The sequence below is a fragment of the Alkalinema sp. FACHB-956 genome, assembly GCF_014697025.1.
In the GTDB taxonomy this organism is placed as follows: Bacteria; Cyanobacteriota; Cyanobacteriia; order Leptolyngbyales; family Leptolyngbyaceae; genus Alkalinema.
In genome coordinates this window covers 90,488-113,129 of the sequence record NZ_JACJRC010000010.1, presented here as the reverse complement: position 1 = coordinate 113,129, position 22,642 = coordinate 90,488, and the positions used below count along the sequence as shown (strand labels likewise).

Genomic DNA, 22,642 nt, shown 5'->3' with positions numbered 1-22,642 from the left:
CCTACAGTCCTTGGCCAAAGACTTCGTGCTCCCGTCCAACCCACCATTCTCCCAGATTCATCAAATCTTGGTGAATGTCGGCTAAGGTCTCTTCATACTCTTCCGGTGTCATTTCGGCCCGTTGTTCCTGAAGTTTGGCGAGGCGCAATTGCACCAATAACCAAGGCTTAGTGATTCCGTTGGTGGATTCTAGATACTTCGCGAAGTCATGACTATTCATAGCGCACTGGATAACAAAAGGTGAGTGATATACAAAACAGTTGCGATCGACGTTGGAAGGCTCCTGTTTGGAAAGCTCCTGCGATCGCAACTGCTAGGAAAGGTTAATTGAGCTCCGATCTACCAGTTCGAAGATGGTAGAGGGCAAGGAAATGGGAGGCGTATCCCCTGGACTGAACGAAGCCCTGAGGCTTGAACAGAGCCCTGAGGCTTGAACAGCGCCTAGGACTAAACAGCGCCTAGGACTAAACAGCGCCTAGGACTGAACTAAGCTGCTAGGTTCGCAGCCACAAAATCCCAATTCACCAGCTTGTCCAAGAAATTCGCAATATAGCCAGGACGTGCATTCCGGAAGTCAATGTAATAAGCATGCTCCCACACATCCAAGGTCAGCAGAGGCTTTTGACCTTTGGTGAGGGGATTATCTGCATTCGCTGTTTTGGTAATTTTGAGGGTGCCTGCGTCTTCCACCAGCCACGCCCAGCCACTGCCGAATTGGGTTGCTGCGGCATTGGCAAATTCGGTTTTGAAGTTATCGTAGCTGCCAAACGCTGCATCAATTTTTGCTGCCAGGTCACCGGTGGGTGCACCACCGCCACCTGCTTTAAGGCTATTCCAGAAGAAGGTGTGGTTCCAGACTTGAGCTGCGTTGTTAAAGATGCCTGCTTTATCCGCATCACCAGCCGTTAAGCGAATGATATCTTCGAGGGATTTCCCTTCGTATTCCGCCTTACCTTCGATCAACTTGTTCAGATTGTCCACATAGGCTTTGTGGTGTTTCCCATAGTGATACTCAAAGGTTTCAGCCTTCATCCCAGATGCTTCGAGGGCATCGGCAGCAAAGGGCAGAGGGGGTTGTTCAAATGCCATGTTTGTTCTCTCTCCAGTCAGGACGGTAGGACTAGGACACCAGGGCCCAAATTGAATGTTCGGTTTGTTCTGGTTGGGCGCTGATCAAGTCACACGCTCTCTATTGTCTCACCAAGGTGAGGATATATTACAGAACGTAGCCATATCCAGTTCAACTTAGGTGAACTGTCTGCATGGTAGCAGATACATCCCAGATTCGGCTGTAAGGGGGCAAACTTTAGCCACCTGAGCAACCTGTGATGAGCCATCTAGAATGGATCGTAGAACAGGAGGGAGTTTGGGAGCGATCGCAGGCCAGGGTCTGGGTTTAATTGCCTGCCTAGAACCCTTCATAATTCGTTATTATCTTTAGGATTGAAGCTTAACCACCCGATCACCTGGTCTATTGATCTATCGGCTCATCAATCGGCTCGTTGCCTCATCCAGGGTCAGGATTTCTTCCTGCATTGAGGCTAGGATCAGGTCTGACTGACTGCTTCTCTCCTCTGCCTATGCATCTGCTGTGTTTTTCTAAGGAGTTTAAGCTTTGAATCCTAATCCACTGATGAACCCGTCTGGTGCAAGGCTCGTTTTGATTGTTTCGGTGGTCGCAGTCGCGATCGCGGGGATTGGTACCTCGGTGGTGTTGATGCGACCCAGTCAACCCACCCCTACGGAAACGACCAATGTAGCCAAGGCAGAAGAGAATAAGGATGCGATCGGCGCGTTGGGGCGTCTAGAGCCCGCCGGAGAAATTTATAAGGTGGCTGCGCCTGCCACGGGCTTTAGCTCACGGATTGAGAAGTTGTTGGTGAAGGAAGGGGATAAGGTCAAGGCTGGTCAGCCCTTGGCGGTGATGGATAACTATCCTTCTCTCGTAGCGGCGGCTCGGCAAGCGGAAGCTCAGTTGATTGAAGCACAAACTCGGCTGGATCAGGTGCGGGCTGGGGCAAAACAGGGGGATATCAGGGCGCAACGGGCGGAAGTCTTGCAGGCGGGGACGGATTTGGAGCGATCGCGGGCAGATTTGAGCACGGCAGAACTCGAGCGGCAAAAGGCGATCTTTGAAGCGAACAAATGGGAAGCTGAGTTTAAAAAAGCAGAGTGGGACTACCAACGCTACAGTCAACTGCGCAAGGAAGAAGCCATCTCCGAAGCGGAATTAAAAAGTCGGGAACTGAATTACATCACGACGAAGCGACAGTTTGACCAGGCGCAAAAGGCGGTGGGCCAAGCGGAACAAACCGTGCAGCAACGGCAGCAGGCAATTGCTCGTGCCAATCTCGCGATCGCCAAGGAAGATCAGCGGCTGAGCAGTGTGGCGGAGGTTCGGCCAACGGATCTCAAGCAAGCAGAAGCCCAAGTTTTGGTGGCAAGAACCAATTTTGAAAAAGCCAAGGTGGAACTGGAAACGGCAGTAGTCAAGTCGCGGATTGATGGCCAGGTGCTGGTGATCCATGCAAAAGATGGAGAAACGGTGGGCACCAACGGCATCATGGAAGTGGGACGCACGGATCAAATGTTTGTGGTGGCGGAAGTCGATGAAAACTACATTGGCAAAGTTTCCTTAGGGAATAAAGCCAAAATTAAGAGCGATGCTTTCCAGGGTGAGATTACCGGCACTGTGACGGAAATTGGCCGACAGGTCCGCAACAATGATGTGACCAGCGCCGATCCGGCGGATAAACAGGATGCCCGTATTGTGGAGGTCAAAATTCGATTGGATGACAGCAAACCTGTAGCGGGTTTAACTAATCTCCAAGTGAAAGTGGCAATTAACCCCTAGCTGTTTACGGGTTGCTAGTAATCTCCTAGCTGTTTGCTGAAATTTTCCATGGTTTCACAATGATATTTGCAATTCCCCTAGCTTGGCTTCAATTGAAGCGTGAGACAATCCGGTTGCTGGTTGCGATCGCGGGTATTAGCTTTGCGGTTATCTTGATGTTTTTGCAACTGGGTTTCCAGGATGCATTGTTTGAGAGTGCTATTACCTTTCACAAAAATTTGAAAGGGGACATTTTTATCATCAGTTCCCAATCCACTGCATTGATTGCAATGGAAAATTTTCCAGAACGCCGACTGTATCAAACCTATGGGGTGCCTGGAATCAAAAATGTGAGTCCCATGTATATTGGCTTTGGGACTTGGAAGAATCCATTTTGGGAAGGCTTGCCGAAATCCCAAACTCGTCAGCTCATGGTCACTGGGGTTAATCCTAGTGATGATGTCATTGAGATTCCAGGATTTACGGTACAGGCGCGCAATGAAATTCGCTTAGAAGATCGGTTCCTGTTTGATAGTAAGTCACGGGAAGAGTTTGGCCCGATCGCCCAAAAATTTCCCGAATATCAAGCGAAAGGTGAACTGATTCGTACTGAGATTTCCAATAAGCAGGTGAAGATTGCGGGCTTGGTTGAACTCGGTGCGTCCTTTGGTGCCGATGGTAACGTGATTACCAGTGACGATAATTTCCGTCGAATTTTTGATCAACGACAGAAAGGCGATATCAACGTTGGCATTATTCAATTAGAACCGGGAACGGATGTTCTCAAAACGTTAGATACGCTGAAAGCGACGATGCCGGGGGCTCTCAGGGTGAATCCTCAATTAACCCCAGAGCAAGCGCGGGAAGACTTCATCATTGGGGATGTACGGATTCTGTCAAAAAAAGGATTTATTAACGTCGAACTGAAGTATTGGCAAGAAGGAACCGCGATCGGATTTATTTTTGGCCTAGGAGTCGCGATCGGCTTCATTGTAGGCATCGTAATTGTGTATCAGATCCTCTACACGGATGTCACTGATCACCTAGCAGAATATGCAACTCTGAAGGCAATGGGTTATAAAAATCGCTATTTGCTGAAAGTGGTGTTTCAAGAAGCAATGATTCTAGCCGTCATGGGTTTCATTCCTGGTTACGTGCTCAGCAGCGGGATGTATGTGTTGACCAGAAATGCGACGGCACTTCCCGTAGGTATGACGACCAGTCGCGGTATTTTTGTATTCTGCCTTGCGGTAGTCATGTGCTTAATTTCCGGCACAATTGCAGTGCGCAAAGTCCAGGATGCTGATCCAGCGGATATTTTCTAGCGAATCTTAATCCTTTTTGGTAACCCATGGCTCACCCGAATCTTTGGTATCCCTACACCCAAGCAAAAACGGCTCCTGATCCGATTAAAGTGATTGCAGCTCAAGGCGCTTGGCTAGAGCTAGAAAATGGTCAACGGATTTTAGATTGTATTTCCAGTTGGTGGGTTAACCTGTACGGCCACGCCCATCCCCACATTGCGGAAGCGATCTACACCCAAGCCCGTACCCTGGAACAAGTAATTTTCTCGGGTTTTACCCATCAGCCAGCGGAAACCTTGGCGGAGCGGTTGACTGCCCTATTGCCGCCACCATTGACGCGGGTGTTTTATTCCGATAATGGCTCCACGGCGGTGGAAGTGGCGCTGAAAATGGCCTATCAGTACTGGCTGAATCAAAAGCAACAACGCCGCACGTTTATCGCCTTTGAAGGGGCTTACCACGGTGATACCTTTGGCGCGATGTCGGTTTGCGCCCGATCTACCTATTCCGATGCCTTTGCGCCGATGTTGTTTGAGGTGGAGTTTATTCCCTTTCCCGATACGTTTTTGGGGGATCCGGAGGTTGAAGCCAAGGAAGCCGCAGCCTTAGCGATTCTGCAAGAGAAACTCCAGCAGAACCCCGATCGCTATGCTGGGGTGATTGTCGAGCCGCTGGTGCAGGGAGCCTACGGAATGCGCATGGGGCGGCCCCAGTTTTTGCAGCAGGTCCAGCAATGTTTGCAGGAATGGGGAGTGCTGCTGATCTTTGATGAGGTAATGACAGGCTTTGGGCGGTTGGGGACAACATTCGCCTGCGATCGGGTGGGAATCTGTCCCGATATGATTTGTTTATCCAAGGGGATTACAGGGGGATTTTTACCGTTTTCCGCCACGGTCTGCACAGAGGCGATTTACGAAGCCTTTTACAGCGAGGATTTGAGTAAGACGCTGTACCATGGCCATAGCTACGCTGGAAATCCCTTGGGCTGTGCTGCTGCGATCGCGGGGTTGGATCTGTTGCCGCAGTACGAACCCAGGTTTGCCGCCTTAGAAAACCAACATTTAGAGCACCTCCAAGCCCTGAAAGACTATCCCCAGGTAGAACGGTTGCGGGTCACAGGAACGATCGCGGCGATGGACATTACCACCGTTCCCGAGGGCTATCTCAACTCAGTTTCGGTGCAGGTGCGGCAGTTGGCGATCGAGCATAATCTCCTCCTGCGACCCTTGGGGAATGTGCTGTATCTCCTACCGCCCTACTGCATCACCGATGAGGAATTGGCGTTTATCTATGGGGGGATCCGGGCGATTTTAGAGAAACTTGCTTAAAATTGAACATATCCTTGTTCTTCTGGATTTAGACCTCATACCAAATTGATTGATCAATGCTACAGATCCGATCCCTAGCCCTCCTTAATAAAGGGGGAATTCAGCTAAATCCTTGCAAAGTCCCCCTTATCAAGGGGGATGTAGGGGGATCGTTATGTGTGGCAATTACAAGTTGATTTAGACCTTAGCCCCTCTGGATATTGGCTTGTAATGTCTTCTTACTGTTTCCTCAACCGGATCGAATTCCATGACTGAGCCTATTATCGCGATCGACAAGGTGAATCATTACTTTGGAAAAGGGAACCTCCGCAAGCAGATTCTCTTTGAGGTGACGACCACGGTTGATCCAGGGGAAGTGGTGATTATGACCGGGCCATCGGGTTCCGGGAAAACGACGCTTTTGACGCTCATTGGGGCCCTACGATCGACCCAGGAAGGCAGTATGAAAGTCTTGGGGCAGGAGTTACGCAACGCGGCGGAAGGGCAATTGGTGGGACTGCGGCGGAATGTGGGGTATATCTTCCAGGCCCATAATTTGCTCAATTCCCTGACAGCCAAACAGAATGTCATGATGTCCTTGGAACTGCATGACCAGATTACGCCCAACGAGGCGCGGGATATGGCGGAGGGCATGTTGGAGGCTGTGGGATTGCAGGATCGCATGAATTACTATCCCGATGAATTATCCGGGGGACAAAAGCAACGGGTGGCGATCGCCCGGGCCTTGGTCTCCAATCCAAAGTTGGTTCTGGCCGACGAACCCACCGCCGCGCTGGATAAGAAATCGGGACGGGATGTGGTGGAGATTATGCGTAACTTGGCCAAGGAACGGGGATCCGCTGTGGTGTTGGTGACCCACGATAACCGGATTTTGGATGTGGCCGATCGCTTGATCCACATGGAAGATGGACGCTTGGAATCCTACGATTTGGATCAGGAACCCGCGCCCGAAAAAGCGATCGCCCTCGGTTAAAGGCAATTGCTCTCGGTTAACGTCTTTGCGTCTAATCTTTGCGATCGACGAGTCTCCGCGATCGGCTAGCTTCTGCCATCGGGAGTTCTGAAATCGGAAATATCAATGCTAGAACTACGGAAAACCTAACGTTCCCCTCAATCTTTTCGGGATTGATGTGCGATTGTCCGACAAATCGGTTATTATTGCTAGAAAGCATGTGATCCTCATCACAAATCATCCATAGGAATGAACCGATCGGGTGATGGCGAATCACCGTATTGGATGAAGTTATTGAGCCTGGGTCAAGGCTAATCTAAAGGGGTATAGAGCACAAGGCTTCGGGTTGACGGGAAGGGGCTTTCCAGTTAATCCGAAGTTTTTCCCGTGATGCCCCCCGTTGGCACCCAAAGCGCATCTGTCTCGAACGGGGATACCAAAAACGGGGGATATCACGGTGATATCAGGGGATAGCAATAGGTGATAGCAATGGGAAGATTACGCGCAAAAAAAATTACGCGAAACTCATTGCCATTAACTCATCACTGATTTCAAAGTTAGCGGTGACCGTTTGCACATCGTCCAAATCTTCCAAAGCATCAATGAGTTTTAACAACGATCGGGTTTGATCGGCATCCTCCAATTCCATGGTGGTGGTTGGAATCCACCGGAACTCCGCCTGGGAGACGGTATAGCCCTGTTTTTGTAAGCACTGACTCAGATTTTCCAGATTGGTGATATCGGTGAAGACTTCCGCCAATTTCCCGATCGCGATGCCATCGTCTTCCGACAGGTCGCTTAACTCGTAGGTGTCTGCCCCCGCTTCTAGGCAAGCTTCCAATAAAGCTTCTTCGTCCAGGGTGGCGGGAATGCGGTTGCGGCCTCGCCCAGTGGGGGTGAGATCGAAGGTCAAAGAAACCACGCCTTTTTGTGCAAACATCCAGCCCACACAGCCCGTTTCCCCCAGGTTTCCGCCATTTTTGCTGAAGGCGGCGCGCAAATCGGCGGCGGTGCGGTTGCGGTTGTCGGTCAGGGCTTCAATCAAAATTGCCACTCCTCCGGGGCCATAGCCTTCGTAGCGAATGGATTCCAATGCATTCCCATCGGCTTCTAAGGTGCCGGAGCCCTTCGCGATCGCCCGATCAATATTGTCATTGGGAATGCCTGCGGCCTTGGCTTTGTCGATCGCGGTGCGCAGTTGAAAATTCCCCGCTGGATCGGCTCCGGCGCGGGCCGCTACAATAATTTCCCGCGAGATTTTAGTAAAGACATTGGCACGTTTTGCATCAACGCGGGCTTTTTGCCGTTTAATATTGGCCCACTTACTATGTCCTGCCATTACTATGTCCTGCCATAGGTTCGGTGCTAGTTCAACAGTTTTCTAGGATAGACGATGAACTGTATCCCTGAGGAGCACTTGACTGGGTGTCGGTCAGCCTGAATGGAAAGAAATGTAAAACATCGCCCCCATTTCCCTAAAATCTACGTCACGATCGAAGGTAAGAGGATAAGGATAGCTAATTATTTCTATGCGTAAAATTAAGTAATCCCTATCCGAAGGATGCCGATCAATTGATAGCCGATCGCGGCCTGCGATCGTGCGTTGTGAGGAATGCCCTATGAAACTTCTCACCTTACTGCAAACGGGAATACGAGCGAGTCTGACGGCGGTTAGTCTGCTTCTACTGGCAGCAATGGCAGCGGTGGCCAGACCGGCCTATGTGGTGAATGTGCAGCCAGGAAATGTGGTGAATGTGCGATCGCAGCCAACAACTCATTCGGAAGCGTTGACCTATGCAACCAGCGGGCAAAAGTTGGAAATAATGGATGGGCAACGCGGCCAACAGGGATACATCTGGTACATGGTGCGGATCAATCCCGACGATCGCGGGTGGATTCGGGAGGACTTTCTGCAATTTCCAGCGATCGGGGGCGAATTTTTTCCATCCCAGGCGATTTTGGATGCAGGTGTGCCTCGTGGAAGGTTAAATGTGCGATCGGGGCCATCGACCCACTACAATGCGCTGTTTGCTGCACACCATGGCGATAAGGTTTTGATTAAGGAAATGGCGGCAGATCCGGCGGATAACGCTACCTGGTATTACGTGAAATATTTGAACGACTCCCATCGGCAGGGGTGGGTGAGAGGAGATTTAGTCCAGTTTTTGTTTTAGAGAACTCGCGGTTTTACGATCGGTGTTGCGCCGCGGAGAACGCCCGATCGATGGTTCTGCGATCGGCTGGCACTGGGGGCACTGGCACTGGGGGCAATAGTGGGCCGATCGCCCCGCTAGTTTGATGCGTTCGATCGGGGTTCCGCAGACCCGACAAGCTTCTCCATCTCGCCCATAGACCCACGCCTGTCCGCCGTAGTTGCCATTCACCCCTTCCACGGTGCGATAGTCCCGCAATGTCGTCCCTTTGGCGGCAATGCTGTCTTCTAAGACTTGAATGACATGACGGCGCAGGGTCGCGAGTTGTTGCGGCTGGAGGTCGGCGCAGTGGGTGGTCGGATGCAGATTGCTCAAAAATAACGATTCATCGGCGTAAATGTTGCCGACTCCGGCGACTAACGTTTGATCTAGCAAGGCATTTTTTATCGGACGTTTGCGATCGCGACACCAAGCGGCTAAATATTCTTCGGAAAAGGCGGCATCAAAGGGTTCTGGCCCCAGATTTTGCAGGCCGTGCACGATATCTTGAGGCAGGCGATCGGGCGGTACCCACCAAATTTGCCCAAAGGTGCGCGTATCGACAAAGCGCAATTCCCGATCGTTCTGGAAAAAGAAGCGCACTCGGGTATGTTTCTCCACGGGGCGATCGGATGGGACCCAGAGCAATTGCCCGGTCATGCGCAAATGCACCCCTAAATAGCCTTGGCAGCCAGCCTCTCCTAACTCTGCCAGTAAATATTTGCCCCGCCGTTGCCACTGGGTGATCGTGCAATTCACGAGATTGCTGGGAAAATCCAGGGGATCCGGATAGGCGATCGTGCGGGGCAACAACACTTCAGCGCCAGTCATGGGCTGGTGCAGGGTTGTTGCGTTCAAACCTCGGCGCACGGTTTCCACTTCAGGTAACTCAGGCACGATCGTCGTCCTCACAAACAGTCCTGATCCAGTCTAGGTGATGTCATCAATATAAAAATGGAGTAGATCGATCGACCTACTCCAGACGGCTTGTGACTGCTGAATTATCTTCTAAGAGATGCCTGGGCTAACCTCAAACATACTCTCTGAGAGAATCCACCTAGCCTTATTTCTTAGCTTTAGCGGGAGGAGCTTCAACTTCCACCAATTCGCTCACTGCAAAGTTGTTGGTGTTGACGCCACTAGCGCTACCGCTAAAACCGCTGTAATTTACTTTGTCAAAGCGCACCACTACGTTGTACTTAATGCCGCTTTGGTCAATGGATGCCACGGTACCAATATCATTGTACCAATAGGATTCGGGACGCAGGATGCGAACTTTTGAACCACGCTGAACCATGAGTGTTTTTCCCTCTTTTTATCAAAGCTAAACTCATACAGCTTTATTGATTCCCACTTTACTATGGGAGGGAAAGGTTGCTACGGAACTCATCCAGGGTTGCAACAAACTGAAACATAACCGCAACTTTTGGCATGAATTAATATTACTAGCCCCATGAAATCCATAGAAAATCGATCGAGAATCAAGCAATTGCCCGATCGGGGTATCCATTTAGAGTTGAAGAATCATTGAGCTTGGTAAATTCTGCCCCGCCACTGGGTGGGTGTGCGGCTAGAGGATAGCCAAATTCGCCAGACTGCGAAGGGATCCGCTAGGGGCGACAACCAAAACCACAGTTTTCCTTGGGCTTGACTGAAATCGTAGGACGGCGCGATCGCGAATCCCAGGGCAAATCGCATGATGACTAAGATGCTATTGCCAGCTAAGGTGCCGAGGATGGGTAATGAAGTATTGCCTGTGAAATAGCAAATCGCACTGAATAGCAGGAGGGCGATCGGAAACCCTTGGGTCATGGCGAGAAACCACAGATCGCCCCAGACCTGCTCCGGGGTGGCGGCATCTTTGAGATCCAACGATCGGCCCCATTCCTCCCAGGTCTCTCGCCAGCCTTCATACATCCGCACTTTCAGTACGTTAGCTCCGTCTAAGAAGCCCACCTTGGCCCCCAGCGCGGCGGCATTTCTCGCCAGGGTCACGTCATCACAAAAGGATTGGCGAGCGCTGCTGTAACCACCTAGATCGGCCAGGAGCGATCGGCGACAGAGAAAACATTGACCGTTGGCCATGACCCGATCGGCCTGGTTACCCGTTTCCCCCGCTGCGCCAAAGCGGTAGACCAAGGTCATCAGCAGGGCGGGTTGCAGCCACAGTTCCCCTGCGGATTTCAAGATAAATCGAGGCGATAGGGAAATCAGGTCATAGCCTTCCGCTTCTGCCGTGGTGAGCAGGCTAGCGACCAATCCGGGTTGGGGCTGGGTATCGGCATCGATCCCCAAAATCCATTCACTTTGCTCGGAACTGGCGAGGAAGCCATTGTGCAAGGCCCAGGGTCGTCCCACCCAGCCCCGAGGCAGGGGATCATCCTGCATTAACTGAAAGCGAGGATCGGCCATGGCGGCAGTTTTGACCAGATCGGGGGTGCCGTCCGTCGATCGGCTATCCACGACCAAGACTTCCCGCACTTCCGGCCCTTGGGTTGCCAATCCATCCAAACAGGGTTGCAGCCGCGCCGCTTCGTTCAAGGTGGGAACCACGACGCTAACTCTGCCAAACTGGCTGGGTTGGGCCGATCGAGCTTGCAGGGGCGGATGGCGAAAGGGGCCGCGCAGTAACCGGGACAGCAAAATGGCGATCGCGGGTAGTTGCAGGAGCAGAATCAGGGCAAAGGTGGCATCTAACACAGGCAAAACCGTAACAGAACATGAGTTCAATGAATTCGTGGTGCGGCGCGATCGTCGGGGCTGCTACGCAGCGAAGATCGGGGAACTTCTCCCCGCCCCCCTGCGATGTCAGGGGACTCTACTCCCCCGACACCCCCCGAAAGTGAATTCTCCGTCCCAGTACAGGGGCTTAGTGAGGGACAATTTTGCTTGTCGAATTCACTTGAATAGAAAGGACCGACGAACATTTAGCTGGCGACGATCGATTCCGCCACGGTTTCGCTGGCAACGGGCGCAACATCGGGCGTCTCAACGGGTACCTTGCGCCAGAGGGCGATCGCAGGCACGACCCCAAACCCGACGGAAATGGCCATCATGACCCAAAAACGGTGATCCAATTGCGCTAGGGTGATCAGCGCTCCAAATGCAAAGTTGATCAGGTAAATCGCGAGGGGGGTATTCAACTGCTCGCGGCGTAGACCGATCGTGCCCTTACCCCAAAACAGAGAGGCCGCGGTCATGAAGACCATCCCGGTTCCCAACCACCCAGTAATGTTGCGATAGGGCATGCCGAAAAATTCGCCGACATCTTGGAACTGCCAGAAGGGATAGGGCGTTTGGCTCATAGCGGGATCCAGGACGAAGTCCCAGGCGGTGAGCAAGCCTGCACCCACGACAATGCTGCCGATCAGTCTGGTCCAGGTGGGGAGTTTCAGTTGTTCCAATCCCGATCGGGCGATGACATAGCAGGACAGCCCGACGTAGAACCAGGACAGGGGAATGGTGAAGGGCACTAAGCCTGCAATTTTGTAGCCCAGGCCATCCAGATAACCGTAGGCTCCGAAGGGGAAGCCTGTGCTGGTGCCCAAGAGTTCGCTACAGAGGGATAGGCCAACGGCAGGAATCATAAAGGTAAGCCAGCGCTGATATCCCAAAACCCGGTAGGCATAGAGGGAAACGGCGATCGCCCCTAGTACGATGTAAACCACACCCCCGCCCGCCATGCTGTAGGCAAAGGCCCGCTGCCCAAAGGCGGGTAAAGCAGTGATGAACTCTGGATTAGGCAGCACCAACAGCAAGCCCGCTAATCCAAAGGCGAGGGACAAACAGTGACCCACTAGACAAGCCCGCTCTGCGATCGCAATTCGTCCCATAGCTTTCTCCATGGATGTACTCAACGGATGGACTGAGATAAATGGACTGAGGTAGTCAGACAAAGATAATCAGATAAAAAAGTATAAATTTATAGACTGCTTCTTAGTTTACGAATCTTTATGAAAAAAAGTAACAAGCCTGACGACGGTTCCTGAAATTCTCCCCTGAACCGATCGGGTCGATCGTGGAAAATTGCGGGATGATCCAGATGATCCATAGGCGTGATCCAGCTAACCACTCGCGGCAGGGGAACCGATAAATCCTTAGAATAGAAGTACTGGCTCCGTGTAACCGTTCATTGCGCTCAGTTTGGTGAGTAATCCCGATGGCTCAACCCAATCCCTTGGAAAATTTAGGTCGCTTGGTGAAGACGCTGGATTACTTTGAAGCGATTCCGATCGTCAGTTGGATGCAAAAAATGTTTCAACCGAATGTCCCCGTTCCCCAACCCCAAGTGATCCAGGCAAACTCTGGACAGGCGGTGGTGTTTGACTTTACGACGATCGACAACCTGCCCCAAACCTGGGGAGCCGTGGATGATGTGGTGATGGGTGGGGTGAGTGCGAGTTCGTTGATCCGGACGATCGAGGGAGCGCTGTTTACGGGAAATGTTTCCACGGCGAATTCCGGTGGCTTTGCTTCGGTGCGGACCCGTAATTTTGAGGCTCCGCTCAATTTGGCTACTTATCAAGGGCTGGAACTGCGGTTAAAGGGGGATGGCAATCGTTACAAATTCCTGGCGCGCAGTGATATGGGCTGGGACACGATCGCCTATGCCTACGCCTTTGATACCCAGGCCAATGAGTGGATGACGATCCGCATTCCCTTTGCAGAAATGATTCCGGTGTTTCGGGCTAAGACGTTACAAAATACAGCGCCGATCAACCCCAGCCAAATTCGATCGTTGCAATTGATGCTTAGCAAATTTGAGTACGATGGCCAACTGAATCCAAAATTCACTCCAGGACAGTTTCAGTTAGTGCTTTCGTCGATTACAGCCTACTAGTGTTCTGTGATGCCTCCAGAATCCGCCTCATGCAGGGGCTGCCAGAACTGTTTCGGTTGCTAAATCAGTCTAAACAGTTCCCAGGTTGGGGTTAGGTTATTTGTCTCAATCTAATGTCTCAATCCAAACTTGTTGTTTTTAGTAATCTATTGCACTGGAGAATAATACCGGGAATTGATAGAAAAGTAACTGCGACTGGTTACTGCAATATTGGGTCGGAAGATCTCCCACCGACAGGGTGAGTTGATATTGAGATTCATCAACATCTAGGTAGTTTTGCCGTGTATCAGGGCATTCTGCCAATGTATGGTGTTGCTTAATCTACTTTTCCTGTCTAGTCGTTCCATCGTTTTTTCTAGCCCCTCGAACAATCAAATTCTGCGCTAAGGGAAACACTAGGCAGAGCTGAACTAAAGCCAAGACCGTTCTACTTTAAGCGTTCTACTTCAACAGTGTTTGACTAACAAATCTTTTGCCTGAAACAGTGGCGTTATCAATTTATGAAATTGCGGCATTTGAACTTTTGGGGATCAGAGAAGAAGTCGGCCATGTCTCTCCAGCAGAAGCTGCTGGTCACCTTTTTACCCATGAGCCTCCTGCCGATCGGAATCGCAGGTACGATCGTTTGGGGATTGACCTACCAACGGGCCGCCCAACAAGCTGAGACGAGACTGAAATCCCTAGCTGGTACAACCGCAGAATTAACCCATCGAGATTTAGAAAGTAAACTTGCCTTGCTCAAGACGATCGCTGCGACTCCCTTGGTACTAGATAGTGTGAAAATGGGGACTTTGCAGGCGGACGCGATGGATCTGCCCAAGTTGCCCATTGAGCAGGTTGAAGCCCAATTTCGCCAGACAAAGCTAATCCAACCGAATCTATCCCTGAACCAGTACTTAAAAAGTGCTGGTGAGAGTAGTCAATTTGCTGAAATTTTTATTACAGAGCGTTATGGTTTCAATGTCGCCTATAGCCAACCGACCAGTGACTTTGTGCAGAGTGATGAAGCTTGGTGGCAGCACGGAAAGCACAAAGAACATTGGATAGGGACTCCTAAATTTGATCAGTCTACTCAAAGAGTGACGATCGAAATGGTGGCGGCTATCTATGATTCACAAACCAGGATTTTTTCGGGTGTCCTGAAGGGGGGCTATGATGCCGACCAATTGGAATATTTAAAAAAGGATGTGCAAAATCTGCAATTGGTGGGTTCTGAGCAGCTTCAACTGATTGCGGTGGGAACGCAGCCTACGGTAATTGCGACGGTGCAGCCCAAGGGGATTAGTAGTTCCCAAGAGATTCCTGACCAAGCAGAACTTCTTAAACAACTGCGTCATTTAGTAAATGGGGCTGTTCTATCCGATCGGTTATCCTTTGAAGATCATCATTTGGTGTATTGGGTCGCGGGCGATCGGCAATATGCACTGATGACCATTCCGGAGACCAATTGGGTGACGGTGACCTCAGTGAAACTAACGCAAATTCAAGCCGCAGGTTACCAAGTGGCTTCCATGTTTAGCTGGTTTTTCCTGGGCCTGAGTATTGTGGTGACCGTTGGAATTGTGAGCTTTGCGCGCACAATCTCAGCTCCCTTAAATCACTTAGCTTCCGTGGTGCAACAGGCTACGGAAAAAGCCGATTTCACCCTCCAAGCGGCTGCTACGAATAGTACCCATGAAGTAGGTGTATTATCCCAATCTTTTAATCAATTACTTCAACGGGTACAACAGTTATTGCAAGAACAACAGGAAGCTCAGTATGTGCTTGAGAGCTATAACCAAACATTAGAACAAAAAGTTCAAAGACGAACACAGCAACTGGAAAAATATAGTCAAACGCTAGAACAAAAAGTTGAGGAACGCACCCAAGCCTTGCGGGAAAAGACCCTGCATCTGGAACAAACGCTGCAAAAATTGCAAAGTACGCAAGCCCAAATGGTGCAGGCAGAAAAAATGTCCAGTTTGGGACAGTTAGTTGCAGGCATTGCCCATGAGATTAATAATCCGGTTAATTTTATTCACGGCAATCTTCTCCATGCCCACCAATATGCGCAGGATCTGTTCGAGGTGTTGGCTGTTTATGAAACGGAATATCCTTATCCCACGGCATCGATCGTGGAGGCTAGGATTAACTATGACTTGAATTTTCTGAAGGATGATTTGCCGAAGTTATTAACTTCCATGCAAACGGGAACCGAACGCATTCGTGATATTGTTAAATCCCTCAGAAATTTTTCGCGCCTTGATGAAGCGGATATCAAAACCGTAGATATTCATGAAGGGATTGACAGTACGCTGATGATTCTGGGGCATCGCCTTAAGGCCCAAGGCCAGTGTAAACCCATTGATATTGTGCGTGACTATGGGAATGTACCCCCTGTGGAATGCTATGCAGGACAACTGAATCAAGTGTTTATGAATGTGATCGCCAATGCGATCGACGCGATCCAAGAAAAACCGCTTCAGAATGCTGAAATTATGGGGCGCATTGGGATCCGTACATCCGTGATTCGATCGAACTGGGTGGAAATCGCGATCTCGGATACGGGAAGCGGCATTCCCCCGGACGTCCAACAGCGCATTTTTGATCCCTTCTTCACCACCAAACCCGTGGGCCAAGGGACAGGGATGGGCATGTCCATTAGTTATCAAATCGTGACAGAAAAGCACAAAGGGCACCTAAAATTTTGCTCAACCCCCGGAGTGGGGACTGAGTTTGTGATTCACATTCCGATGCAAGCGGCCAATGCCGATCCAAGTGAAGATTGGCAGCAGCAGGCTTGACGAAAATTACTGCCCCTGGCTCCCGTAATTTTGCGAGGATTGGAAAATTTTGCGATCGCCTGTTCGGTGGTTTCCCTCATTGGGCATCCTAGGCGCAGCAGGGTTGCCTATTTTTAGGCATCGTCATCTACTTCTCATCACCGTCCTTTCGTTCCGAGCATCGTCATTCCTTCCTGATTTTTCGATTGCAATCATGCTGTATTTGGATCCACTGGTTAAGAGCTGCTCTGTCCGGGGATGCTGGCAGATGGGTTGTGAATAGCAAATTAGGATGGACGCGAGTTTTTAGATGGCACCCTGCTAAGCGTTTCGTCCTCACAACGTTGATTTTCTGGCGGGTGCTATGGCTACTTCCAATCTACGATCGCTATTCTGGGTCATGCAGCTCAGTGCTTGGTGCGTGATGCCTATTACGCTGATGACGGCTCCCCCGGTCTGGGCCAGTGAGCGACTGGTGGCCGAAGTGCAGAAACTGACCAATGAAGCTAAGCGAGATAAAGCTGTCCAAAAATTGCAACAAGCCGGTTCTGCCGCGATCGAGCCTTTGCTAGAAGTGATCGAAAATCGTAAGGCTCCCCTGAAAAATCGTCTTGCTGCGATCGAGGCCCTGTCGGAACTTGGCTCCGATGCAGAATTAGCGGTGCCCGCCCTCAGTGAAGCCCTCAGCGATCGCAATGCAGAAATTCGGAGTCAAGCCGCGCGCAGCCTAGGGGCGATCGGGCCTAAGGCCAAGGCCGCCGTTCCTGAACTGATTGTGGTGCTGAAGGATCCCAATGAAGGGGTGCGGATTAGCGCGGCCAATGCCCTCAGCCGTATGGGAAATGCGGCCAAACCTGCCGTACCTGCGTTGATTGAGGCGTTGGAAGATTCCAGTCAGGGGGTCAAGTCCAATGCGATTGCGGCGTTGTCTGGACTGGGAAGTGATGCCAAAAGTGCGGTGCCTAAATTGGTTGAGGCGCTGGCGGATAACGATGAAGGAGTGCGGCAAAGTGCAATTACGGCCTTGGGAAGGTTGGGCGCGGATGCCAAAGCGGCAGTCCCTGCCCTGAGCCAAGCGTTGCATGATCCCGATAAGGATATTCGCCTCAGTGCCATTACAGCCCTGGGTCGGATTGGGGGAGAGGCCGGGGGGTCGGTGGAAGAGTTGGTTAAGCTATTGCAAGGCAGCGATCGGGAATTACGGTCCTTTGCGGCGCTCTCCCTGGGGCGCATGGGAGAAGCTGCTGCCCCCGCGATTCCCGATCTGATGAAGGTGTTGGCGGATGCGGATAAGGATGTGCGGTTAAATGCGGCGGCGGCTTTAGGCCGCATCGGCTCCCAGTCCCAAGCAGCGCTGCCAGCCCTGACTGAAACCTTGAAAGATACCAATATGGGTGTGCGGCTGAGTGCGGCCAATGCCCTGAGTCGCATTGCAGGCGGACTCCAGGATGAAGCGACGAAGCTGTCCCGTGAGGAGCTGATGGATGCGATCGAACATCTGGAAAAAATGTTGCCCGTTTTAGAGGATCCTGAGAATGGTTTCAGTGATGAAGTGGTAGTAGCGGTCAAGCGATCGCTCACGGTGTTGAAATCTACAAAGGATTCCCAACTGTTTGAGCGCACCTTAGATTGGGCCAAGGAGAATCCTGCGATCGCCCTGGTGGGGTTATACATTGTGGCCACGCCTGCGTTTTGGCTCTTAATTTTGTTGCTGCGTCCGCTGTGGTTGTTGAAACTCAACGATTTGCTCAAACCCTATACGGATTTTGAATTGCCGACCCCCCTAGGCAACACAATTAAGGTGCCTCTGCGGTTTGTCATGTTTTTGGGCTGGTTCCATTACCATCCTCGGGTGCTGGATGCCTGGGTGGAACAACAAGTGCCGATCGCGCGGGATGCCTTTGCCCACAAGAGTACGGTGAGCGATCGGGCCGTTTATATTCCCATTCCGGTGGTGATGCAGGGCAATACGATCGCGGAACTGAGCAGCCAGGATATGCATTCCACCTTCTGGGATGGGCGGCAATGTTTGCTGATTTGGGGGGAAGGGGGCATTGGCAAAACCAGTTTGGCCTGCAATATGGCGAAGTGGGCTATGGCCGATCACAAAGACCAACGCCTCTGCCGCCATCGCATGATTCCGGTGTTGCTGGAGCAGGAATTGGATTTTAAAGTGCCGGAGGACAAGGATCCCTTCCGGGAAGCGATTCGGGGGCAGTTACAGGCGCTGGTGGATTCGGCGGAACCGCTGTCCGATGAATTCATTGAAAAACTGCTGCGCCAACGCCGCATTTTAGTCATCGTCGATCGCCTTTCGGAACTGAGTGATGCGACGCGGCAGGAGATTCGTCCTGGCCATCCCGATTTTCCGGCCAATGCGTTAATTGTGACGTCGCGGGTGGAGGAAACCTTGGATGGCGTGCCGAAGACGATCGTGCGTCCAATGCGAATTGAAGGCAATCGTCTTTCATCTTTCCTAGAAGCCTATTTGACCCAATGCAATAAACGGGAATTGTTTAAGGATTCGGAATACTTTGACGCCTGTAGCCAGTTGTCCAAAATGGTGGGGCAGCGCAATATTACCGTCTTGCTAGCGAAACTCTATGCTGAGCAAATGATTTCCACCAAGGATCACGATCGGGAGGACAATCTACCGGATAATATTCCTGATTTAATGCTGAGTTACTTAAACGAACTCAACCGGAATCATAACGAAGATGAACCGGATAATCCCACCATTCACCAAGACAGCAAAATTATTGCTTGGGAATGCTTAAAGCAATCTTTCCGTCCGACTCCTGCGCGGCGAGAAACGATTTTGATGGAATTGGAAACGCAGTTGGGAGTGGATAGTGAAACGGCAAAAAATCACTTAAAACATTTAGAAAAACGCTTACGCATTCTGCATACCGTTGGCCCTGCCCAGGATCAAATCTGCTTCGCCCTTGATCCATTGGCAGAATGTTTAGCCGCCCTCCATTTAGTCGAGTTGTATGGGAATGAGGCTTATTTGTGGGCTGACTTTTTGCTGCAAGCGGATGCCATGCCCGGTGCACCAGAAAGCATCCAAGGATTTCTGCTAGCGTTGCGGGATTGTTGTCTTTCCCGTGGCGTCGATATGGATATTCCGGAATTTATTCTGGATGAGCTAGGGCGGCGTGTGGGGTTGAGTGCGGAATTGCTGCGGCGGGCCCAGGTGGAGCAGCGGCTGGCGCGGCTGGCACCGAAGTTGCAGGATGAGTTACTGGACAGTCGCCTGCGGGCAATTCGTGAGCTGAGTGATTTGGGGAGTTCGGCGAAACCGGTGTTACCCGCATTGGTGAAAGCGTTCCAGGATGATCACTGGCAGGTGCGCCAGGAGTCCATTCGTGCCGTGGGTCAGATTGGGGCGGAGGCTCGCAGTGCGATTCCGGCCTTGGTGGAGCGGATTCGGGATCCCGATCGCCGCATTTCGGGAGAGGCGATCGCGGCCCTTGGAAAAATTGGAACGGTGGCGATTCCTGCCTTAATTAGTGCGTTGGAATCCAAGGTGCCCCACGTTCGCAGTAGTGCAGCTTGGGTGCTAGCGAGTTTCGAATCCAATGCCAGAATTGCGGTGCCTGCGCTGACCCGCTGTTTGCAGGATGAAGATTGGCAGGTGCGCTGGGTGGCGGCCTATGCCTTAGGCGCGATCGGGTCGGAGGCTAAGGAGGCAGTTCCGGCACTGATTGCAGCGTGCAAAGGGGAGCTATCCCTCGTGCGGCAGGAGGCCAGTCGGGCCTTGTGGCGGATCAATGGTGAAGAGGCTTCCGCGATCGTGACGGCCCTGAGTTAGACGGGTTGGCGCTATCGGTCAGTCAGGGGGGCTGTTGATTGCGGTGTTGATTGCATCACTGTGCGGTGTGTTGATTGCATTATTACGCAGTGTGTTGACTGCTGTGATCACTGCTTGGGCTGCCCGATCGATCTCAGCTTCGGTGTTAAATCGACCAATGCCAAAGCGCAGGGATGCAAAGGCGAGGTCATCCGTCAGACCTAAGGCTGTGAGGACGTGGGAGGGGGCAATTTTAGCGGAGGTGCAAGCGGAACCGGAGGAAATGGCGATCGTGGATTGCAATGCTACGAGTAATGCTGCGCTGTCCACTCCAGCAATGCTGAGATTTAAATTTCCCGGTAGGCGTTGCTCAGGATGACCGTTGAGGTGCACACCTGCCAAGGATTGTAATTGGGCCCACAGGCGATCGCGGAGTTGGCGGAGGCGTTGGGCTTCCTCCGGTAAGGTGGCTAGGGCAAGGTCCACGGCCTTGGCAAACCCAACAATTTGGGGCGGGTAAAGTGTGCCCGATCTGAGGCCCCGTTCGTGGCCCCCGCCGTGGAGTTGGGGGGCTAGGGTGACTCGTGGATGGCGTCGCCGCACGTACAAGGCTCCGATGCCCTTGGGGCCGTAGACCTTATGGGCTGTCAGGGACATCAAATCCACTTGCAGACTTTGTACGTTGAGGGGGATTTTCCCGATCGCTTGGGCGGCGTCAGTGTGGAAGATGATTTGGCGATCGTGGCAGATTTGGCCGATGTCAGCGATCGGTTGCACAACCCCAATTTCGTTATTCGCTACCATGACCGACACGAGAATGGTGTCCGATCGCAAGGCGGCTTCCAATTGCGCTAAATCTAGCAAGCCATCGGATTGCACTGGCAGAATGGTGATTTCAAAGCCTAAGGTTTGCAAATACCGACAGGGATCAAGCACAGCATTGTGTTCCGTGGCAACGGTGACAATGTGTTTGCCTTGGCTGTAATACGCTTCGGCAATGCCCTTAATTGCCAGGTTATTCGCTTCCGTTGCACCGCTGGTGAAAATAATTTCCTCGGGGGTTGCGCCGATCGCATCTGCGAGGGTTGTCCTTGACTGGTTGACGGCGGCTTCGGCCTCCCAGCCATACTGATGGGTCACGCTGGCGGGATTGCCAAAAAACTCTGTAAAAAAGGGTTTCATCGCCTCAAAGACACGATCGTCTACGGGTGTTGTGGCGTGGCAGTCAAGGTAGATCGGACGATCGGGCATGGTGGCAGTGGCAGGTTAATGAACGTCAAAAGACACGATCGTGATAGGTCAAACGCTACAGCGCAAAGCACATGGATCAAAACAGGATCAAGAATCCCTACGGGATCAAGACCGGTATCAAGCCCTAACCCAATCTGGGCATAATAACTCAAATGATCGAATTAAGCACAATTGAGCATGTAGGGAAATAAACGGTGCAGGAGCGGGCGTACTGGTTGGCTTGGCGGGAAGTTGCAGGGGTGGGGGATGTGTTGCTCAACCGGCTGCGCGAGTATTTTGGGGATTTGCAGACGGCTTGGGAGGCAACGGCAGCGGAATTGTTAAACGTGGAGGGCATTGGCCTCCTGACCGCCGATCGCATTGTGCAGGATCGCCGCGATCTGCACCCGATCGAACTTCTCCGGGCCTATGAGCAAAGCAATCCCCAGTTCTGGACGCCTAGCGATCCAGACTATCCTCCGCTGTTACAGGAAATTCCAGATAAGCCTGCGGTGTTGCATTATTTAGGCAATCCCCACCTGCTGGCTAACCTCGCAACTGCGCCTGGAATTGCCATTGTGGGCACGCGCAACCCATCGGATTACGGTAAACGCTGGACTCACCGCATTAGTAAACTGCTCAGCCAGAACAACTTTACGATTTTGTCGGGGTTGGCGGATGGCATTGACGCGATCGCCCATCAGGCTTGCTTAGAGGCGCAGGGATCGACGATTGCAGTGCTCGGAACGGGGGTTGATCAAATTTATCCTGCGAGTAACCGCCAGTTGTATCGGCAAATCCTCGATCGGGGACTGCTGCTGAGTGAATATCCCCACGGAACCAAGCCGGATAAAGCCCATTTTCCCCGCCGCAACCGCATTGTCGCGGGTCTTAGCCGAGCGATTTTAGTCATGGAAGCTGGTGAAAAGTCCGGTGCCCTGATTACTGCTCGCTTGGGGAATGAGTGTGGACGGGAAGTCTATGCCCTGGCAGGCAATCTGGATAATCCCCAAGCTGAAGGTTGCATTAACTTGATCTCCCAAGGGGCGCAAATTATCCCGAAACCGGAGAAGTTGTTAACCCTACTGGGGGCGTTACCGGGAATTGATTACACAACATTAGCGACAGTGCAAAGTGCATCAGCACCAAGTTCATCTTCAGCGTCAGTGATGGCTTCTGTTGATTTAACGACTTTAGAACCGATGCTGAGAACGATTCTGGAAATGCTGATTGAGATGGATGGCTCAGTGCCGATCGATTGCTTGGTTCAGCAAACGCAATTGCCGACGGGAGATGTGAGTAGTGCTCTTTTACAGTTGGAACTCATGGGTGTGGTGCATCAAGATCCTGGAATGCGCTATCGCGTGGTGTGAAGGGGCAGACTCCCTAGCTTTCTGCCTGCGGCAGA

At 51.8% G+C, this 22,642-nt stretch carries 17 protein-coding genes; 9 read left to right on the top strand and 8 right to left on the bottom strand.

What is annotated here, in order from left to right; translation table 11 throughout:
* Window position 1 precedes the first annotated feature (1 nt).
* Both H6G21_RS13065 and H6G21_RS13060 read right to left on the bottom strand, forming a co-directional pair.
* On the bottom strand, window positions 2–220 hold the full coding sequence (locus H6G21_RS13065) for a hypothetical protein (RefSeq protein WP_190573859.1): 219 nt from the start codon (window positions 218–220) through the stop codon (window positions 2–4).
* A 266-nt stretch (window positions 221–486) separates the two neighbouring features.
* Window positions 487–1,089: a superoxide dismutase gene (locus H6G21_RS13060; protein WP_190573858.1), complete on the bottom strand. Its 603-nt coding sequence runs from the start codon at window positions 1,087–1,089 to the stop codon at window positions 487–489.
* Window positions 1,090–1,615: 526 nt separating this feature from the next.
* On the opposite strand from H6G21_RS13060, the gene H6G21_RS13055 reads away from it, so the two are divergent.
* From H6G21_RS13055 to H6G21_RS13040, 4 genes are all read left to right on the top strand, one after another.
* Window positions 1,616–2,854, top strand: a complete 1,239-nt coding sequence (locus tag H6G21_RS13055; RefSeq protein ID WP_242041801.1) for a biotin/lipoyl-binding protein — start codon at window positions 1,616–1,618, stop codon at window positions 2,852–2,854.
* Window positions 2,855–2,913: 59 nt separating this feature from the next.
* A complete protein-coding gene (locus H6G21_RS13050) occupies window positions 2,914–4,158 on the top strand; it encodes an FtsX-like permease family protein (protein WP_190573857.1) in 1,245 nt (414 codons plus the stop codon).
* Window positions 4,159–4,184: 26 nt separating this feature from the next.
* Window positions 4,185–5,465 carry an adenosylmethionine--8-amino-7-oxononanoate transaminase gene (gene bioA, locus H6G21_RS13045; RefSeq protein WP_190573856.1) on the top strand — a complete coding sequence of 427 codons (1,281 nt, stop codon included), beginning with the start codon at window positions 4,185–4,187 and terminating at the stop codon, window positions 5,463–5,465.
* Window positions 5,466–5,712: 247 nt separating this feature from the next.
* Window positions 5,713–6,438, top strand: a complete 726-nt coding sequence (locus tag H6G21_RS13040; protein WP_190573855.1) for a DevA family ABC transporter ATP-binding protein — start codon at window positions 5,713–5,715, stop codon at window positions 6,436–6,438.
* 493 nt (window positions 6,439–6,931) lie between these two features.
* Here the strand turns inward: H6G21_RS13040 and H6G21_RS13035 are convergent, their stop codons facing one another.
* Window positions 6,932–7,756: a YebC/PmpR family DNA-binding transcriptional regulator gene (locus tag H6G21_RS13035; protein ID WP_190573854.1), complete on the bottom strand. Its 825-nt coding sequence runs from the start codon at window positions 7,754–7,756 to the stop codon at window positions 6,932–6,934.
* A gap of 280 nt (window positions 7,757–8,036) precedes the next feature.
* Between H6G21_RS13035 and H6G21_RS13030 the strand changes: the two genes are divergently transcribed.
* Window positions 8,037–8,591: an SH3 domain-containing protein gene (locus H6G21_RS13030; RefSeq protein ID WP_190573853.1), complete on the top strand. Its 555-nt coding sequence runs from the start codon at window positions 8,037–8,039 to the stop codon at window positions 8,589–8,591.
* Here H6G21_RS13030 and H6G21_RS13025 read toward each other — a convergent pair.
* The 4 genes from H6G21_RS13025 to cruF form a co-directional block, all read right to left on the bottom strand.
* Complete coding sequence (locus H6G21_RS13025; RefSeq protein WP_190573852.1) at window positions 8,571–9,506, bottom strand: DNA-formamidopyrimidine glycosylase; 936 nt, start codon at window positions 9,504–9,506, stop codon at window positions 8,571–8,573. The two genes, H6G21_RS13030 and H6G21_RS13025, sit on opposite strands and share 21 nt — an antisense overlap.
* A gap of 166 nt (window positions 9,507–9,672) precedes the next feature.
* The gene (locus H6G21_RS13020) at window positions 9,673–9,906 is read right to left on the bottom strand and encodes a photosystem I reaction center subunit IV (protein WP_190573851.1); all 234 of its coding nucleotides are present in this window, start codon (window positions 9,904–9,906) and stop codon (window positions 9,673–9,675) included.
* A 227-nt stretch (window positions 9,907–10,133) separates the two neighbouring features.
* Entirely contained in the window at window positions 10,134–11,339 is a 1,206-nt protein-coding gene (gene cruG / locus H6G21_RS13015; RefSeq protein ID WP_190573850.1) for a 2'-O-glycosyltransferase CruG, read from the bottom strand.
* Window positions 11,340–11,536: 197 nt separating this feature from the next.
* On the bottom strand, window positions 11,537–12,442 hold the full coding sequence (gene cruF, locus H6G21_RS13010) for a gamma-carotene 1'-hydroxylase CruF (protein ID WP_190573849.1): 906 nt from the start codon (window positions 12,440–12,442) through the stop codon (window positions 11,537–11,539).
* A gap of 326 nt (window positions 12,443–12,768) precedes the next feature.
* Here cruF and H6G21_RS13005 point away from each other — a divergent pair, with 326 nt between their 5' ends.
* From H6G21_RS13005 to H6G21_RS12995, 3 genes are all read left to right on the top strand, one after another.
* Complete coding sequence (locus H6G21_RS13005) at window positions 12,769–13,449, top strand: CIA30 family protein (protein ID WP_190573848.1); 681 nt, start codon at window positions 12,769–12,771, stop codon at window positions 13,447–13,449.
* A gap of 548 nt (window positions 13,450–13,997) precedes the next feature.
* Entirely contained in the window at window positions 13,998–16,232 is a 2,235-nt protein-coding gene (locus H6G21_RS13000; RefSeq protein WP_199307195.1) for an ATP-binding protein, read from the top strand.
* A gap of 343 nt (window positions 16,233–16,575) precedes the next feature.
* The gene (locus H6G21_RS12995) at window positions 16,576–20,025 is read left to right on the top strand and encodes a HEAT repeat domain-containing protein (RefSeq protein WP_190573847.1); all 3,450 of its coding nucleotides are present in this window, start codon (window positions 16,576–16,578) and stop codon (window positions 20,023–20,025) included.
* Between the two features lie 18 nt (window positions 20,026–20,043).
* Here H6G21_RS12995 and H6G21_RS12990 read toward each other — a convergent pair whose 3' ends face one another.
* On the bottom strand, window positions 20,044–21,255 hold the full coding sequence (locus tag H6G21_RS12990; protein ID WP_190573846.1) for an IscS subfamily cysteine desulfurase: 1,212 nt from the start codon (window positions 21,253–21,255) through the stop codon (window positions 20,044–20,046).
* Between the two features lie 194 nt (window positions 21,256–21,449).
* On the opposite strand from H6G21_RS12990, the gene dprA reads away from it, so the two are divergent.
* A complete protein-coding gene (gene dprA, locus H6G21_RS12985; RefSeq protein WP_190573845.1) occupies window positions 21,450–22,607 on the top strand; it encodes a DNA-processing protein DprA in 1,158 nt (385 codons plus the stop codon).
* Window positions 22,608–22,642 lie beyond the last annotated feature (35 nt).

What these genes read in the sequence shown, in the direction of transcription:
- H6G21_RS13050 (WP_190573857.1), top strand. Translation starts at nt 2,914, where the DNA reads ATGATATTTGCAATTCCCCTAGCTTGGCTTCAATTGAAGCGTGAGACA.
- H6G21_RS13060 (WP_190573858.1), bottom strand. Translation starts at nt 1,089, where the DNA reads ATGGCATTTGAACAACCCCCTCTGCCCTTTGCTGCCGATGCCCTCGAA.
- H6G21_RS12990 (WP_190573846.1), bottom strand. Translation starts at nt 21,255, where the DNA reads ATGCCCGATCGTCCGATCTACCTTGACTGCCACGCCACAACACCCGTA.
- H6G21_RS13065 (WP_190573859.1), bottom strand. Translation starts at nt 220, where the DNA reads ATGAATAGTCATGACTTCGCGAAGTATCTAGAATCCACCAACGGAATC.
- bioA (WP_190573856.1), top strand. Translation starts at nt 4,185, where the DNA reads ATGGCTCACCCGAATCTTTGGTATCCCTACACCCAAGCAAAAACGGCT.
- H6G21_RS13030 (WP_190573853.1), top strand. Translation starts at nt 8,037, where the DNA reads ATGAAACTTCTCACCTTACTGCAAACGGGAATACGAGCGAGTCTGACG.
- H6G21_RS13000 (WP_199307195.1), top strand. Translation starts at nt 13,998, where the DNA reads ATGTCTCTCCAGCAGAAGCTGCTGGTCACCTTTTTACCCATGAGCCTC.
- H6G21_RS13035 (WP_190573854.1), bottom strand. Translation starts at nt 7,756, where the DNA reads ATGGCAGGACATAGTAAGTGGGCCAATATTAAACGGCAAAAAGCCCGC.
- H6G21_RS13005 (WP_190573848.1), top strand. Translation starts at nt 12,769, where the DNA reads ATGGCTCAACCCAATCCCTTGGAAAATTTAGGTCGCTTGGTGAAGACG.
- H6G21_RS13040 (WP_190573855.1), top strand. Translation starts at nt 5,713, where the DNA reads ATGACTGAGCCTATTATCGCGATCGACAAGGTGAATCATTACTTTGGA.
- H6G21_RS13020 (WP_190573851.1), bottom strand. Translation starts at nt 9,906, where the DNA reads ATGGTTCAGCGTGGTTCAAAAGTTCGCATCCTGCGTCCCGAATCCTAT.
- H6G21_RS12995 (WP_190573847.1), top strand. Translation starts at nt 16,576, where the DNA reads ATGGCTACTTCCAATCTACGATCGCTATTCTGGGTCATGCAGCTCAGT.
- cruF (WP_190573849.1), bottom strand. Translation starts at nt 12,442, where the DNA reads ATGGGACGAATTGCGATCGCAGAGCGGGCTTGTCTAGTGGGTCACTGT.